The organism is Microbacterium sp. NPDC088619 (assembly GCF_044752825.1).
Taxonomy (GTDB): Bacteria; Actinomycetota; Actinomycetes; order Actinomycetales; family Microbacteriaceae; genus Microbacterium.
This window is the reverse complement of sequence record NZ_JBIVLZ010000001.1, coordinates 2185400-2201005: the sequence shown is the minus strand read 5'-3', so window position 1 is coordinate 2201005 and position 15606 is coordinate 2185400. Positions and strand designations below refer to the sequence as shown.

The 15606-nt window shown below is 68.3% G+C and carries 17 protein-coding genes; 11 read left to right on the top strand and 6 right to left on the bottom strand.

Going from position 1 to position 15606, the window contains the following annotated elements; genetic code table 11:
• Positions 1 to 127: 127 nt before the first annotated feature.
• On the bottom strand, positions 128 to 886 hold the full coding sequence (locus ACIP5T_RS10655) for an SDR family NAD(P)-dependent oxidoreductase (RefSeq protein WP_400862952.1): 759 nt from the start codon (positions 884 to 886) through the stop codon (positions 128 to 130).
• 1 nt (position 887) lies between these two features.
• On the bottom strand, positions 888 to 1166 hold the full coding sequence (locus ACIP5T_RS10650) for a helix-turn-helix domain-containing protein (protein ID WP_400864712.1): 279 nt from the start codon (positions 1164 to 1166) through the stop codon (positions 888 to 890).
• Between the two features lie 77 nt (positions 1167 to 1243).
• Between ACIP5T_RS10650 and map the strand changes: the two genes are divergently transcribed.
• Entirely contained in the window at positions 1244 to 2014 is a 771-nt protein-coding gene (gene map, locus ACIP5T_RS10645; protein WP_400862951.1) for a type I methionyl aminopeptidase, read from the top strand.
• A gap of 12 nt (positions 2015 to 2026) precedes the next feature.
• On the opposite strand, the gene ACIP5T_RS10640 is transcribed toward map, so the two are convergent.
• A complete protein-coding gene (locus ACIP5T_RS10640; protein WP_400862950.1) occupies positions 2027 to 3601 on the bottom strand; it encodes a glycosyltransferase family 2 protein in 1575 nt (524 codons plus the stop codon).
• 144 nt (positions 3602 to 3745) lie between these two features.
• Between ACIP5T_RS10640 and ACIP5T_RS10635 the strand changes: the two genes are divergently transcribed.
• The 3 genes from ACIP5T_RS10635 (at position 3746) to ACIP5T_RS10625 (ending at position 8540) form a co-directional block, all read left to right on the top strand.
• Positions 3746 to 4366, top strand: a complete 621-nt coding sequence (locus ACIP5T_RS10635) for a PadR family transcriptional regulator (protein WP_400862948.1) — start codon at positions 3746 to 3748, stop codon at positions 4364 to 4366.
• Positions 4367 to 4390: 24 nt separating this feature from the next.
• Positions 4391 to 6079 (top strand): ABC1 kinase family protein, encoded by a 1689-nt coding sequence (locus ACIP5T_RS10630; protein ID WP_400862947.1) that lies wholly within the window; start codon positions 4391 to 4393, stop codon positions 6077 to 6079.
• 430 nt (positions 6080 to 6509) lie between these two features.
• Entirely contained in the window at positions 6510 to 8540 is a 2031-nt protein-coding gene (locus ACIP5T_RS10625) for a BCCT family transporter (RefSeq protein ID WP_400862945.1), read from the top strand.
• Between the two features lie 565 nt (positions 8541 to 9105).
• Here the strand turns inward: ACIP5T_RS10625 and ACIP5T_RS10620 are convergent.
• On the bottom strand, positions 9106 to 10722 hold the full coding sequence (locus tag ACIP5T_RS10620; protein WP_400862944.1) for an SDR family oxidoreductase: 1617 nt from the start codon (positions 10720 to 10722) through the stop codon (positions 9106 to 9108).
• Positions 10723 to 10813: 91 nt separating this feature from the next.
• On the opposite strand from ACIP5T_RS10620, the gene ACIP5T_RS10615 reads away from it, so the two are divergent.
• The 3 genes from ACIP5T_RS10615 (at position 10814) to ACIP5T_RS10605 (ending at position 12970) form a co-directional block, all read left to right on the top strand.
• Entirely contained in the window at positions 10814 to 11062 is a 249-nt protein-coding gene (locus ACIP5T_RS10615; protein ID WP_400862942.1) for a hypothetical protein, read from the top strand.
• A gap of 56 nt (positions 11063 to 11118) precedes the next feature.
• Entirely contained in the window at positions 11119 to 11292 is a 174-nt protein-coding gene (locus ACIP5T_RS10610; RefSeq protein WP_082477872.1) for a CsbD family protein, read from the top strand.
• Between the two features lie 100 nt (positions 11293 to 11392).
• Positions 11393 to 12970 (top strand): MFS transporter, encoded by a 1578-nt coding sequence (locus ACIP5T_RS10605; protein ID WP_400862940.1) that lies wholly within the window; start codon positions 11393 to 11395, stop codon positions 12968 to 12970.
• A gap of 45 nt (positions 12971 to 13015) precedes the next feature.
• On the opposite strand, the gene ACIP5T_RS10600 is transcribed toward ACIP5T_RS10605, so the two are convergent.
• Positions 13016 to 13573, bottom strand: coding sequence for a MarR family winged helix-turn-helix transcriptional regulator (locus tag ACIP5T_RS10600; RefSeq protein WP_400862939.1), 558 nt, complete (start codon positions 13571 to 13573; stop codon positions 13016 to 13018).
• Positions 13573 to 13830 carry a hypothetical protein gene (locus tag ACIP5T_RS10595; protein WP_400862937.1) on the bottom strand — a complete coding sequence of 86 codons (258 nt, stop codon included), beginning with the start codon at positions 13828 to 13830 and terminating at the stop codon, positions 13573 to 13575. Before ACIP5T_RS10595 ends, ACIP5T_RS10600 begins: the two co-directional genes overlap by 1 nt.
• A gap of 120 nt (positions 13831 to 13950) precedes the next feature.
• On the opposite strand from ACIP5T_RS10595, the gene ACIP5T_RS10590 reads away from it, so the two are divergent.
• From ACIP5T_RS10590 to ACIP5T_RS10575, 4 genes are all read left to right on the top strand, one after another.
• Positions 13951 to 14400, top strand: a complete 450-nt coding sequence (locus tag ACIP5T_RS10590; protein WP_400862935.1) for a MarR family winged helix-turn-helix transcriptional regulator — start codon at positions 13951 to 13953, stop codon at positions 14398 to 14400.
• Between the two features lie 70 nt (positions 14401 to 14470).
• Positions 14471 to 14800 carry a hypothetical protein gene (locus tag ACIP5T_RS10585; RefSeq protein WP_400862934.1) on the top strand — a complete coding sequence of 110 codons (330 nt, stop codon included), beginning with the start codon at positions 14471 to 14473 and terminating at the stop codon, positions 14798 to 14800.
• 3 nt (positions 14801 to 14803) lie between these two features.
• Positions 14804 to 15094, top strand: a complete 291-nt coding sequence (locus ACIP5T_RS10580; RefSeq protein WP_400862932.1) for a hypothetical protein — start codon at positions 14804 to 14806, stop codon at positions 15092 to 15094.
• Between the two features lie 91 nt (positions 15095 to 15185).
• Positions 15186 to 15599: an MFS transporter gene (locus ACIP5T_RS10575; RefSeq protein WP_400862930.1), complete on the top strand. Its 414-nt coding sequence runs from the start codon at positions 15186 to 15188 to the stop codon at positions 15597 to 15599.
• Positions 15600 to 15606 lie beyond the last annotated feature (7 nt).

Below are 15606 nucleotides of genomic sequence, written 5' to 3'. Positions count from 1 at the left end.
GGGGGGAGAACTGCTTCTCGGGAGGAGGGATTCGCGAGGAATCTCCTCCCCAGGCGCAGTTCTGCTCCCAGGCGCAGTTCTCCTCCCGAGCGGCGGCCTGTTCGTGGGCTGGCACGCTGCCCGAAGCTCAGCGGAAGTACGACGCCCCGTTGAGGTCGAGCACCGTGCCCGAAGCCCACACCGCCGAGGAAGACGTGAGGTAGGCGACGGCATCCGCCACCTCTTCGGGTGTGCCGACGCGACCGAACGGACTCTGACCGCGGATGCTGTCGCCCTGATCTCCCTCGAGCTTCGCCGACTGCCGCTCGGTCGCCACCATGCCGGGGGCCACGGAGGTCACCGAGATGCCGTGCGGAGCGAGAACCAGGGCCATCGACTGGCCGAACGCCTGGAGTCCCGCCTTCGTCGCGGCATATGCGGGGTGGTCGGCCTCGCCGCGGAACGCCCCACGCGAACCCACGTTCACGATCGCCCCGCCGCTGCCGCGCTCGATCATGTGCTGCGCCACGAGCATCGTGACGTTCGATGCGCCCAGCAGGTTGACGGAGACCATGGCGGACCACGCGGCCTGCCACTCGGCGTACGACGTCGAGTCGACGCGATGCTCATTGGCCGCGCTCGGCGCGACCGCGGCATTGTTCACCAGGATGTCGAGGGAGCCCAGGGCGGCGATGGCCTCCTCGACCACGCGCTGCGCCTCGGCAGGATCGCCCAGGTCTCCCCCGACGATCGCGTGGCCGGTGCCGTCGAGCGACGCGACGGTCTCTTCAGCAGCATCCCGGTCGCGGACGTAGTGCACCACGACCCGATCGCCACGACGCGCGAACGCCTGAGCGACTGCGCGACCGATGCCGCGCGAGCTGCCCGTGATCAGCGCCTGCGCCATCTCAGGACGCGACCTGTGCGCGACCGATCGTGCGCACCGGAGGCTCGATCTCGGCCCAGACCGCGTCGAGCGAGAGATGCAGCACGCCGGCGATCGCGGCGATGGTCGAGAAGGCGGGAGTCGCGACGCGACCCGACTCGATCTTGCGCAGGGTCTCGGGTGAGACGCCCGCATCGAGGGCGACGCTCAGCATCGACCGCTCGCCGCGCGCTCGCCGCAGCAGGGCGCCGAGGCGCTCTCCGCGTTCGAGCTCGGCAGGAGTCAGCGGCATGCGCACCATCATGCGCCCATTCTAATACCGGGATAGTATTACCGGGATAGTTATTGGAACGGCCGACGCCGGATGCGGAGACAACCATGATCGAGATCCTCAACGACGACCAGCTCGCCCGGGCGAGGGATGCCGGCGCGCTCGTCGGCGGCATCCTGCAGGCGTTGGAGCAGCGCACGACGGTCGGCGTGAACCTGCTCGACCTCGACCGCTGGACGAAGCAGATGATCGAGGATGCCGGCGCCGAGTCCTGCTACGTCGACTACGCCCCCTCATTCGGACGCGGGCCCTTCGGCCACTATGTCTGCACCGCGGTCAACGACGCGGTGCTGCACGGGATGCCGCACGACTACGCCCTCGCCGACGGTGACCTGCTCACCCTCGACCTCGCGGTCACGCTGCGCGGGATCTCGGCGGATGCCGCCATCAGCTTCGTGGTGGGCGACACCGCTGCATCCGACGACCTCGCTCTGATCGACGCGACAGAACGAGCGCTCGCCGCAGCCATCGCCGTGGCTCGTCCGGGTGCCCGCATCGGCGATCTCTCGCACGCGATCGGCACCGTGCTGAGCGCTGCGGGCTACGCGATCAACCTCGAGTTCGGCGGCCATGGCATCGGCTCCACGATGCATCAGGACCCGCACGTCGCCAATGACGGGCGTCCAGGTCGTGGCTACCGACTGCGCCCCGGTCTGCTGCTCGCCCTCGAACCGTGGGTCATGGCCGACACTGCCGAGCTGATCACCGACGAAGACGGCTGGACCCTCCGCAGCGCGACCGGCTGCCGCACCGCGCACACCGAGCACACGATCGCGATCACCGAGACCGGGGCCGAGGTGCTCACGGTTCCGCGGTGAGGCGGCATCCCGTCACTTCTTGCGCGAACCGCTCCGCACCCGACGGACCGCACGGCCGGCGAGTTCTTTCAGTCGCCCGCCGGGCCACTGCCGGCGCAGCTCGACCGCACCGCCGCGACCCGCAACCGGTGTGCAGGTGCGCCCTGCGAGCAGGGGTGAGCGTCCGGCGGCGGCGAGCGTCGCAGCATCCGCGGTGAGGGGAACGTCGAACGTCCAGCCCCCGCGTCGCACCGTCACGACGAGCTTCGCTCCCCGGGTCTCGTCGTCGGGGCGGAACACCTTCAGCGGATCGATCGCCACGGGGATCGCGCCGAGATTCCGAGGGTGCAGGGTCGTCACGCGACGCTCGAATCCGGCTGCCTTGTCGCGCAGCAGCAGCTCGACGCGATCGTTCTGCAACTCGCGACCCGCCTCGACGAGGCCGGTCGGCAGGCCGTCCATCGCGACGGGCAAGGAGGTGAGGCGCCCCGTGCCCTGCTCGAACACGAGGGCGTCCCGCCCGTCGCGCGTGATCGAGATGTCGATCGTCAGGTACAGGCCGCCGCCCCGTGACCACCGCGCCGACGTCACGACCGCGCGGCACGTCATCTCCGTCTCGAACCGGGCGAAGCTCACCAGATCGGCTCGCCGATCCGCACGCAGCAGAGACGCCCTGATGCGGTTCGGGAACGAGAGGCCGCCGTCGACGCCGGGCCCGAATCGACGCTTCGCGAGCGGTCCGACCACATCGAGCAGACGCTCGCGATACTCGTCCGGGTACCCGAGGAACTTCTTGCCCGCCAGTCGCTTCAGGATCTTGCCGCGGAACCAGTGCCGCAGCAGTCTGTCACGCAGCCTTCCGGGTTCGGTGTATCGCTCGACCAGGTCGAGCACGGCCTCGAGGTGCGGGAAGTACGTCTCCGGCTCGATCCGCGACGAGCTCGCGCTGCCCGCGTGCTTGACCCACGCGTAGCAGGGTCGGCTCGCCAGGATGGAGATCGTCGACGCCTCGAAGTACGCCCGCATCACGAACAGGTGATCCTCGAGCCGCACCTTGCCATCGGGGAATCTGATGCGCTTCTCGCGCAGGAACGAGGTGCGGAACATCTTGTGCGGCGTCAGCATCTCGAGCAGCGGATCCTCGCCGAGGCGAGCGCGGGGGATGTCGCGGCGGAAGATCCGACTCGGCAGTCGACGTCCGATCCCGACCTCTCTGCCCACCACGACATCGGAGGAATGCTGGTCGGCATAGTCGCAGAGGGCTTCGAGAGCGCCGTCATACAGCCAGTCGTCCTGATCGACGAACTGGATGTAGGTGCCGCGAGCGTCGTCGATGCCGTGGTTGCGAGGCGTTCCCGGCCACCCGGAATGCGGCAGGTACGCGACGCGGACATAGGAACGATCGCGCGCGATCTCGACCAGCCGCGACGCTGTCTCCTCGCCCGAGCCGTCGTCGCACAGCAGCACCTCGAATCGGTCGTGGGCGAGCGTCTGCCGGTCGAGCGAGTCGATGAGTTCGTCGAACGCCGCTCCCGGTCGGAACACGGGGACGACCACGCTCACTCGGATGGAGGTGGACGCGGGGGAAACGGCAGGGATATTCGACATCGACATCAGTGAAACATCGTCGGCTGTGCGCCGCACGGGGCTTGCGTTCAGGAATGCACCGTGCAATCGGCGTCGGATTCCCACCCGACACTCAGCCTTAACGATATATCGTTGACTATCGCTCACCACTTCCGGGAGGTCATCATGAACAACGCATTCCCCTTCGGCACCGGCGCAGGCAACACCGACAACCCGCTGGGCGGCATCTTCGGATCCGGCGGCTTCGGCGGGACCAACGGCCCGGCCGGCACCCTCTTCGACGCACTCGACCAGCTGCGCAAGTCGTTCGAGCAGCGTCCGTCCGGCGGCACCCGCATGGCCAAGGGTGACGTTCGCGCCGCAGTGCTCTCGCTCCTCGCCGAGAAGCCCATGCACGGCTACCAGATCATCAACGAGATCGCCGAGCGCAGTGGCGGCTCGTGGAAGCCGAGCGCAGGCTCGGTCTACCCGACGCTGCAGCTGCTCGCCGACGAGGGCCTGATCGAGGCCGAAGAGCAGAACGGTCGCAAGACCTACTCGCTCACCGAGGCCGGCCGTGCGGTCGCGACCGAGACCACCGAGGCACCGGCACCCTGGGAGTCGAGCTCGACGAAGGACGGTCACCGCAACGATCCCCGTTTCACGGCTCTGCCCAAGGCGGGCGTCGACCTCGCAGCGGCAGCCGCGCAGGTGGGCCGCAGCGGATCGCCTGAGCAGGTGCAGGCGGCGATCGAGATCCTCGACGAGGCCCGCCGTAGGCTGTACTCGATCCTCGCTCAGGACTGATCGCACACGAACCAGGGACGACACATGACGGATGCTGCGGCGCAGGGCGCCCATCGTGCCCGGTACCGCCGCATCCTGTCGTTCGCGGCGCGCGAGTTCGTCAAGATCTGGTGGTTCGAGCTCGTCCTGCCGCGCTTCGGGATGAGCTCGATCGCCGAGCGCACCCGCGCTCCGCGCATGCAGCGCTTCGCGAAGAGGTTCCACGTGCTCGCGGTCGAGCTCGGCGGCCTCATGATCAAGGTGGGGCAGTTCATGTCGTCGCGCCTCGACGTGCTGCCACCCGAGATCACGAAAGAGCTCGAGGGCCTGCAGGACGAGGTTCCGTCGGTGCCGTTCTCCGGCATCCGCGCCGCCGCAGAGGCAGAGCTCGGGATGCCGCTCGAGCAGGCGTACGCCTGGTTCGACGAGACGCCGGTGGCCGCAGCATCCCTGGGTCAGGCGCATCGCGCCCGTCTCTCCGCCCAGGATGCCGTCGACACCGGTCTCGGCAACGTGGTCGTCAAGGTGCAGCGCCCCGGCATCGACGAGATCGTCGCGGTCGACCTCGCGGCTCTCCGCCGCGTCGCCCGGTGGCTGACGCGCGTGCGGCTGGTCGCCGACCGCGTCGACGCCCCGGGGCTCGTCGAGGAGTTCGCGCAGACGAGCCTCGAAGAGATCGACTACCTGCACGAGGCGGCCAGCGCCGAGCGGTTCCGCGAGAACTTCGCCGGCGATGCGCGTGTCGACGCCCCCGAGATCGTCTGGGAGCGCTCGACGCGTCGCGTGCTCACGCTGTCTGACGTCACGGCCGTCAAGATCAACGACACCGACGCTCTGCGGGCGGCCGGCATCGATCCGTCCGAGGTCGCCGACGTGTTCGCCGAGGTCATGTTCGACCAGGTGTTCACGCACAGCTTCGTGCACGCCGATCCGCACCCCGGCAACATTTTCGTGACACCTGAGCCGGCATCCGCCACCGGCCGCAACTTCCGGCTCACATTCATCGACTTCGGGATGATGGCCGAGGTGCCCGCGAACCTTCGCGACGGTCTGCGCACGCTGCTGATCGCCGTCGCCGGACGTGACAGCCGTGGTCTCGTCACCGCCGCGCAGGAGATCGGCGTGCTGCTGCCATCGGCCGACACCGCCGAGCTCGAACGCGCACTCCGGGCACTGTTCGCCCGCTTCGGCGGCATGGGCTTCGCCGAGCTGAGCAAAGTCGACCCTCGGGAGTTCACCGAATTCGCCGACGAGTTCGGTGACATGGTTCGCTCGCTCCCGCTGCAGCTTCCCGAGAACATGCTGCTGCTGATCCGCGCCGTGTCGCTGACCTCCGGCATGTGCTCGAGCCTCGACCCCTCGTTCAACGTGTGGGACGCAGCCGAGCCCTATGCCGCGCGGCTGCTGCGCGACGAATCGGGCAACCTCATGCAGGACATGGCGCAACAGGCCATGGAGACCGCCGCCGTCACCTACCGTCTGCCCAAGCGGATCGACGCGATCATCAGCCGCGTCGACGACGGCAACGTCACGTTCGACACGTCGGCCCTCGAACGCCGCCTCGACCGGCTCGAGGGCATCGCCCGACGCATCGGTTCGGGCGTGCTGTTCGCCGCCATGCTCGTCGGCGGGGCGCTGCTCGTCGCGACTCTGCCGCCGCTCGGCATCACCCTCATCTGCGTCTCGGCGCTGCCGCTGCTGCACTCGGTCTTCGGCGGGCGTCGCCAGCGCTGACGGTCATCGGGCGTCCCGGCCCGCGGCTGCGGCTAGCCCGTGCTGGCGCGCCCGTGCTGGCGGGTTCGAACCCGTGCTGGCGCGCGCGTGCTGGCGCATTCGAACCCGTGCTGACCGCCCGAACCCGTGCTGACCGCCCGAACCCGTGCTGACGCGCCCGTGCTGGCGCATTCGAACCCGTGCTGACCCGCCCGATCCCGTGCTGACGCGCTCGAACCCGTGCTGACGCGCCCGTGCTGGCGCATTCGAACCCCGTGCTGACCCGCCCGAACCCGTGCTGGCCCGCCCGAACCCGCGCTGACGCGCCCGGAGAACCCGCAGCGTCCGGCATCCGCGCGGCGCGTCCCACCCTGACGCACCGCGGATCGACCGAGTCATCTGGGTTTTCCCGTCCCCGCCGCAGAATGCCGGCATGGGAGAATTGGTTCTCATGGACACTCCGGACGACAAGACGCCCACGCGCACCGACGCTCCGAAGACCAACACCGCGGCAGTGCGCCAAGCGGCCAAGGCCACCGAAGCCGCGCAGAAGATCGTCCGTGACATAGCTGCCGTGCCGCCGCGCGGCGTGCACCCGGCGCTTGTTCCGGGCGTCTCGGTCGAAGAGACGGGGCGCACCTATCGCACCGATCCGCTGGTGTTCGGCGTCGCCGTCGCACTGACCATCGCGTTCATCGCGTGGGGAGTCTTCGCCGGCGACAACCTATCGGGCACGACCTCGACCGTGCTCGCCTGGGTGGTGGAGTACTTCGGCTTCTTCTTCACGACGATCGCCACCGTCATCCTGGTCTTCATGCTGTTCGTCGGCTTCAGCCGCTACGGACGCATCCCTCTAGGTCGCGACGACGAAGAGCCCGAGTTCTCGATGTTCTCGTGGATCTCGATGCTGTTCGCCGCCGGCATGGGCATCGGCCTCGTCTTCTGGGGCGCCGCCGAGCCGCTCACCTTCTTCGAGAACCCGCCGCCCGGCACCGTCGAGGCGAACACCCTCGAGGCCATGCACACGGCTCAGGCCCAGGTGCTCTATCACTGGGGACCTCAGGCGTGGGCGTTCTACGCGCTCGTCGGTGGTGCGATCGCCTACGGCGCGTTCCGCCGCGGCCGCACCCCGCTGATCTCATCGATCTTCGCTCCGCTGCTCGGAGAGGGCCGCACCGCCGGACCTCTCGGCCGCACGATCGACATCTTCTCGATCATCGTCACGCTCTTCGGCACCGCGGCCTCGCTCGGCCTCGGCGCCCTGCAGATCGGCCACGGCGTCGAGATCGTCAGTGGCATCGGCGAACTCGGCAACGGCGTGCTCATCGCCGCGATCGCCGTGCTCACCGCGTGCTTCATCGCGTCCGCCGTCTCCGGCGTCTCGAAGGGCATCCGCGCGCTCTCGAACATCAACGCGGTCGTCGCGCTGCTGCTCGCCTTCTTCGTCTTCTTCGTCGGCCCGACGCTGCTGATCCTCAACGTCATCCCGTCGGTCGCCGTGCAGTTCCTCGGCGATCTGCCCGAGATGGTCGCCCGCTCGGCATCGCAGGGCGACGAGGCTCAGATGTTCCTGTCGAGCTGGACGATCTTCTACTGGGCGTGGTGGATCTCGTGGTCGCCGTTCGTCGGCATGTTCATCGCGAAGATCTCGCGCGGCCGCACGCTGCGCCAGTTCGTGTCGGTCGTCATCGTCGTGCCCGCCGTGATCTCGCTCGTCTGGTTCGCGATCTTCGGCACGACGGCGATCCAGCAGCAGATGGACGGTGCGAACCTCTCCGTCGATCCGCCCGAGGAGGTGCTCTTCGGTGTGCTCGAGAACCTGCCCTTCCCCCTGATCACGAGCATCGTCCTGATCCTCCTCATCTCGATCTTCTTCATCACCGGAGCCGATTCGGCCTCACTCGTCATGGGCACGCTCTCGCAGCAGGGCCGTCCGGAGCCGTCCCGCTGGGTCGCCGTGGTCTGGGGCGTGCTGGTCGGGGTGATCGCCGCGGTGCTGCTCGTCACCGGCGAAGAGGGCAGCGGTCTGAAGTCGCTGCAGAATGTCACGATCATCGCCGCTCTGCCGTTCGCGGTGATCATGGCGTTCATGATGGTGGCGTTCATGAAGGATCTGCGGCGCGACCCGATGATCCTGCGTGATCGCTACGCCCGCATGGCCGTGCGCCACAGCGTCATGGCAGGTCTCGAGGAGTACGGCGACGACTTCGCCCTCGTCCCGGTGGAATACGACCACTCCGAAGACGACCTCGCCTGGATCGACGAGGCCGACGTCGATGACAGCCTCGCCGAGGTCTACGCGACCGCGACCGAGGCGATCGACATCATCCCCGATGCCGGCGCGATCGACACGGATGCAAGTGCCGGTGCCGGTGCGGATGCCGTTGCCGGTGCGGATGCGGGCGCAGGTGCAGGTGCGGATGCCGGTGCGGGCACCGAACCCGGTTCGGATCCTGCTGGCCTGGCTGAACGCCCGTCCTGACGAAGATGCGTTACTGACCCCGCGCGTGGTGTCGCCCCGGTGCGGGGTCAGTACTGCATCCGAATCGCCCGTTTCCGATGCGGAAGTGGCCCCGCACGGAATCGCCGATGCGGAAGTGGCCCCGCACGGAATCGCGAATGCGCCTACGGCCTCGCTGCTCGGCGTGGCTCCGGCCTCGCTGAGCGACCCTCTTCGCGCCGGTGCGTAACTGCGCTGCATGCGCCGTGGCCCGGTGCGGGGCCAGTACTGCATCCGAATCGCCCGTTTCCGATGCGGAAGTGGCCTCGCCTAGCATCCCGGGTGCGTAACTGGCCCCGCATGCGCGGTGGCCCGGGCGTGAGATTGCCCTACCCGCGGACCTCATCGCGGTGCGGGGTCAATACCGCATCCGATTCGGCCGTTTGGCGTGCGAAAGTGGCCCCGCACGTGAGTCGCGATGCGGAAGTGGCCCCGCATGGACCTGGCACGTGAGTCGCGATGCGAAAGTGACCCCGCCCAGGACCCCCCGTGAGTCCGGATGCCGAAACGGACCCCCATACGCGAAGGCGTGCGGGATGGGAGGGGCTCAGGCGGATGCCGCCTCCGGCGCCGTCGCATCCTCCGCACCCGGCGCGAGCGTCTCGACCGGCACCGCAGCGGCGGCGGTGATCTTCGCCGCCATCCCCGCGAAGATGAACCCGTGGAAGGGCAGCACCGCCAACCAGTACAACCGGCCGGCGAGCCCTCGCGGGAAGAACACCGCGCGCTGCTCGTAGCGCGATCCGTCGCCGTCCGGCAGCGCGCGCAGTTCGAGCCATGCTTCACCCGGCACCTTCATCTCGGCGCGCAGGCGCAGCAGTCCACCGCTCGCGGGTGACGAGTCGGTCTCGCGACCCGGCTCTTCGACGGCCTCGACGCGCCAGAAGTCGATGGCATCGCCGACCCGCGCCTCGGCCTTGCTGCGGCGTCCGCGGCGGAGGCCCACACCGCCGACGAGGCGGTCCATCCAGCCGCGCACGGCCCAGAGGAACTTGGACGAATACCAGCCGTTCGTGCCGCCGATGCCGATGATCACACGCCACAGTCCGTCGACCGGAGCGGCGGTGCGCAGCTTGCGTGTGTCGGTGAAGACGGTGCGACCGGCCCAGTCGGGGTCGCTCGGCAGCGGATCGCTCGGGGCGCCCGAGACCTCGGCATCCTGCCAGCTGGTCTCGATGGTGTCTGCGTCGACGCGGCCGAGCGCCAGCGAGACCGCCGTGCGATACGGCGTCAGCCCGCCGTCGGGGCGGGGGATGAGGTCGTCGATCGCTCGATCCTTCACGATGCACTCGTTCTGCAGCGAGGCGACGAGCGGGCGGGCGATCGACCGCGGGACGGGCGTCACGAGGTTCACCCAGTGCGATGCGAGACCGGGAGTCAGCACGGGCAGCGCGGCGATCGCACGCTGGCGGAGCCCCGCCTCGAGCGCATAGCCGTTCATCATCTGGCCGTAGCGGAGCACATCCGGTCCGCCGATGTCGACCGCGCGGTTCACGTCGGCGTCGACCCGGGCAGCGCCCAGCAGGTAGTGCAGCACGTCGCGCACCGCGATCGGCTGGATGCGGTTGCGCACCCACTTCGGCGCGGGCATGTACGGCAGCACATCGGTCAGGTGGCGGATCATCTCGAACGACGCAGAACCCGAGCCGATCACGACGCCCGCCTGCAGCACGAGCGTCGGCACCCCCGACTCGAGGAAGATCTCTCCCACCCGCACGCGGGAGCGCAGATGCGGCGACAGCTTCACGTCGTCGGGGTGCAGCCCGCCGAGGTAGACGATGCGTCGCACTCCGGCCTTCGCCGCGGCATCCGCCACCGTCGTGGCCGCTCGCTCATCGCTCTCTTCGAAGCCCTTGCCCGCGGTCATCGAGTGGATCAGGTAGTAGACCACGTCCACATCGCGCATCGCGTCGGCCACTGCGTCGGCGTCGTCGGCTGAACCCTCGACGATCTCGCACTCCGCACCCCAGGGGAAGGATGCCGCTCGCGCGGCGTCGCGGGCCAGTGCGCGCACCCGGTATCCGGCGTTCAACAGTCGCGGTGTCAGCCGCCCGCCGATGTATCCGGTCGCCCCGAGAACGAGGACGCGCGGTGCCGATCCGTCTTCGCGGGGGAGGGCGCGCAGGGCCTCTTCGTGCCCGGTGGGCTGCGTGAGTTCGGTCATGGCTCGAGCGTATGCGCGATGCCCGAACTTTTCACTAGGCTGGCAAATCACTAGTTCATCTAGTAATCTTTCGTTCGAGGAAGGGGAACCCATGTCGACAGCAACGCAGGAGCTCACCCGTCGTGAGCTCCGATCGCGCCGCGTCACCCCCATCGACTCCGTCGACCTCGCTCCGCTCTCGGCCCGGGAAGCCATCGGCCGCTCGACCGGAATGCGCGGCGTCCCGTTGGCCCCCTCGCGCCCTCCGCTCTGGAAGTCCGCCGGAGTCGTCGGCCTCATCGCCGTCATCGCCGCAGGATCCCTGCCGTTGGCCGCCTCGGCGCTCGACATCCCCCTGTGAGCACACTCCGCAGGATTCCGACCACAGACCACCGCTGATAAGAGAAAGGATCCCCCATGGGACTCGATGACAAGATCAAGAACGCCGCTCAGGACCTCGCCGGCAAGGCGAAGGAGGCTGCCGGCAAGGTGACCGACAACGAGAAGCTCGAGGCGGAGGGCCGCGCCGACCAGGCGAAGGCCAACGTCAAGAAGGCCGGCGAGAACGTCAAGGACGCCTTCAACAGCTGACATCGGCGACACAGGGCGGGGAGGTGGCGAAAGCCGCCTCCCCGCCGTCTGTGCGGCCCGTCATACGACGCGGATGCCGCAAGAGAAGGAAGATGGCAGGATGTCCGATCCCCAGAAGAGCACCCACCTGAGCCTGTGGCGGCGACTGATCCGTCGACTGCGACCGGCGACGGACGAACCGCGACGACTCACCGTCGAGGACGTCACCGTGGTCGACCGCCCGATGCTGCGCCGTGCCGTGGCCGGGACCGTCGTCGGCAACCTGATGGAGTGGTACGACATCGGTGTCTACGGCTATCTCGCCGTGATCATCGGACGTGCGTTCCTGCCGGACGCGTCCGCCGGCGCGCAGTCGCTCTTCTCGCTCGGCGTGTTCGCGGTGACCTTCGTCGCCCGTCCGCTCGGCGGCATCGTGCTCGGCCAGCTCGGTGATCGCCTCGGCCGCCAGCGTGTGCTGGCGTTCACGCTCATCATGATGGCGGCGGCGACGTTCCTCATCGGCGTCCTTCCCGATTTCTCGGTGATCGGCATCTGGGCCCCGATCCTGCTGATCGTCCTCAAGCTCGCGCAGGGCTTCTCGACCGGCGGCGAGTACGCCGGTGCCACGACCTTCATCACGGAGTACGCGCCGGACAAGCGCCGCGGTTTCTACGCCTCGCTGCTCGACCTCGGCTCGTACATGGGCTTCGCGATCGGCGCGGCGTTCGTGTCGATCCTGCAGCTCACACTGTCGGCCGAGACGATGCAGGGCTTCGCCTGGCGCATCCCGTTCCTCGTCGCGCTGCCGCTCGGGCTCATCGCGATCTACTTCCGTCTCAAGATCGAAGACACCCCGGCGTTCCAGGAGGCGCAGGAGTCGGCGAAGCGCGCGGCTGATGACGCACAGGCCTCTGCGGATGCGCCCAAGGGCGTCCTCGCACTGATCCGCGCGTACTGGCGCGAGCTGCTGACGGCATTCGTGCTCGTCGCCGCCGCCAACACGGTCGGCTACGCGCTCACCTCCTACATGCCGACGTACCTCACCGGCACACTCGGCTATGACGAGGTGCACGGCACCCTGCTCACCCTGCCGGTGCTCGTGGCGATGGCCCTCTGCATTCCGCTCACGGGCAAGCTGTCCGACCGCATCGGACGCAAGAAGGTGCTGTTCATCGGCTCGATCTCGGCGATCGTGCTGGCGGTGCCGTCGTTCCTGTTCATGATGCACGGCGAGATCTGGTCGACCCTGCTCGGGCTCGTGCTGCTCGCTTTCCCCGTGACGTTCTACGTGGCGAACCTCGCGTCGTCGCTGCCGGCGCTCTTCCCGACGTCATCGCGGTACGGCGGCATGGGCATCTCGTACAACCTCGCCGTCGCGCTCTTCGCCGGCACCGCGCCGGTGGTGATGGAGGCGCTCGTGCAGCTGACCGGGTCGTCGCTCGCTCCGGCGTTCTACGTGATCGGCACGTCGATCGCCGGCTTCATCGCCGTGATCGTGCTCAAGGAATCCGCACGCAGACCCCTCCCCGGCGCGATGCCGAGCGTGCAGACGATCGAGGAGGCCGTCGAGCTGGTCGAGACGCAGGAGGAGAACCCCGACCTCGATCTCGACGAGCTGTTCCCTGAGCGGGTGGTCGTCGCAGCGGATGCCGAGGGCGAGGCGGACACTCAGACGAACATCGACGCCGGCAAGGCCTGATCGGAGCGTCGGGTGGCCGGCCGATCATCGGCCGGCTCTCGGCGATCACTCGCCGGAGGACTCGGATTCCTCGTGCGAGCGGATGACGTCGCGCAGCTCCTGGTCGAGATCGGACGCCTCTTCGATGGCCGAGGTCATGCCGGCGAGGAACCGCGTGACCACTGAGCGTTCCTTGTCGCTCATCTCGTCGACGAGCGCCAGCATCCGCCTGTGCATCGCACCGAGCGTCTCGCGAACCTCGTCGTCGCTGCTGACCGTCGGCACCACGATTCCTGCGCGCCGATCGGTCGGATGCGGCTCTCGCTTCGCGTGCCCGCCCTTCTCGAGGCGGTCGATGAGCGTCGTCGTCGACGCCGTGGAGATGTCGAGCATGCGGGCGATGTCGATCGCTCGGACGATGCGACCGGCGCGCTGCTCACGCAGCAGGAAGCGCAGGGCCACGAGGTCGGTCTCGTTCATCTTCATCGAGACGCGGGTGCGTGCCCGCATCGCCGTCTCGGCCGAGCGGTAGCGACGCAGCATGTTGAGAACGTCGACCGTGCTCGCGCTGTCGGATTCGGGGTACCAGTAGCCCGACCGGCCGAACTCCTCAGGGCGCTCCATCAGGCCACCTCGCCATCGTCGCTCAGGCTTTCTTCACTTCCACGGGATTCCGCCTCGCGTGCGAGCATCTCGGCCGCGCCGGACTCGACCTCGGCTGGCACGATCCGCAGGATCCCACCGGTGATCGCGTCATGCTCGGCCGTGACGATCTGGTCGATCCGCCACGTGGGCACGGAAGGAAAGTCCGCGCGCAGGCGATCGATCATGTCGGCGTACATGATGTACCCGGCATCTTCGAGTGCGAATCGCTCGACCATGACTCCCCTTTCCCAGAATTCCATCATCTCACCTCGTAAGAGTGGCTGGTCGCATTGGATTTCACTAGGCAACCTGGTTACCTGTTTCTCGAGTACCATGGAGGGGTCAGGGGGTGACGCATGAACAGCAGGACCGAGACGACGACACGGGCGACCGAACTCGTCGCACGTGTCGATGAACTCCGCAGGGCGGAGGCCCAGTTCGGGCGACGCCTTGCCGCCGTGCGTGCGCCGAACGACACCGATCGAGAGGCGATGAGGTACATCCTCGACGCCTCTGACGACGCCCCCGCCACACCGGGCGGACTCGCCGCTCACCTGAACGTCAGCACGGCGGCGATCACGAGCCTCCTGCGTCGACTTCAAGAGCGTGGTCAGATCGTCGTGGGTCCGCATCCTGCCGACGCCCGATCGAAGGTGCTGCGTCCCTCGCTCCGTGATCTCAACGCCCAGGCCGATGAGCTGACGCAGCGTATCGAGTCGCTCGCCAGCGAGTTCACCCCGGATCAGACCGACGCGATCACTCGCTTTCTGCGACGTCTGGCGGAGGAGATCGGCGACCTTCCCTAGGTTCGACTGGGATTTAGCTAGGTAACCTAGTAATCTATCTCTCAAGGGAAGTTCGTCTGAGGGAGAGCACATGGGACGCCTGACGTACGGCAATACAGCGACGCCGATCGAGGTCGACGATCGGCTGCTGACGCACCTGCGGCTCGTGATCGTGACCAAGCTGCGGCGAAACGAGTCCTTTCCTCTGACGCTCGCGATGGGTGACGGGGTCGCCGAGACGATCTGGGTGCACGCGTCGATTCCTCTGCGCTTCTCCATGACCGAGGAGACGGATGTCGATCGTTCGCTGGTGGTCGCGATGATGAACGCCGCGAGCTCCGCTGGAGGCCTCGACCTCACCCGCGACGAGTTCGCCCGCGCGCTCGACGGGGCTCGCGCCCTGCATGCGATGAGTGCGTGAACCATGTCTGCACGAATCAGGAATGCCGCGAAGGCGGCGACGAGTGCGCGGGTTCGCGGAGCCTCGCGGCCCCGAGGGCTGTGGGTCGAGGTCGACCCCGGCTTCCACGTCGGCAACGACCGGCGTCAGTTCCTCGGGTCGATCACCGGGACGCCCCGCGAGGGCTTCCGGGCGTTCGGGGCGCAGTCCGAGTTCATCGGTCAGTTCGACCGTCTCGATGACGCGAAGGCCGCGATCGCCGCGGCGTCGGCGAGCGTCGGGGAGTCTGCTCGAGTCGAACCGCTGCTGGGCTGACCCGGACCCCGGTCGCGGCGTCGAGGTGCCTCGACCCCGGCTGCGCGGAGGCGATTTTCCACGGCGGGCCGCGGCGTGTACCGTCGTTGCTATGACTTCGATCGAATCGATTCGACGGCCCGCCGTGGACCGGGCGACCCGTCGCGCGCGGATCGCCGTCTCGGCGCTGTTCCTCACGAACGGCGCGCTGTTCGCCAACATCCTGCCGAGGTACCCGGAGATCAAGGCGGCACTCGAGCTCGACAACGCCGGCTACGGCCTCGCGATCGCCGCCTTCCCGGCAGGCGCCATCGCCGCCGGACTGTTCGCGGCCGTGCTGATCCGCCGATTCGGCTCGGCGCGGATCGCAGTGATCGGCACGATCGGAACAGGGCTCGGGCTGCTCGCCGCAGCCCTCGCGCCCTCCGGCATCCTGTTCGCGGTCGCCCTGCTGCTCGGCGGGGCCTTCGATGCGGTCACCGATGTCGCGCAGAACGCGCACGGGCTCCGAGTGCAGCGGCGCTAGGGCCGCT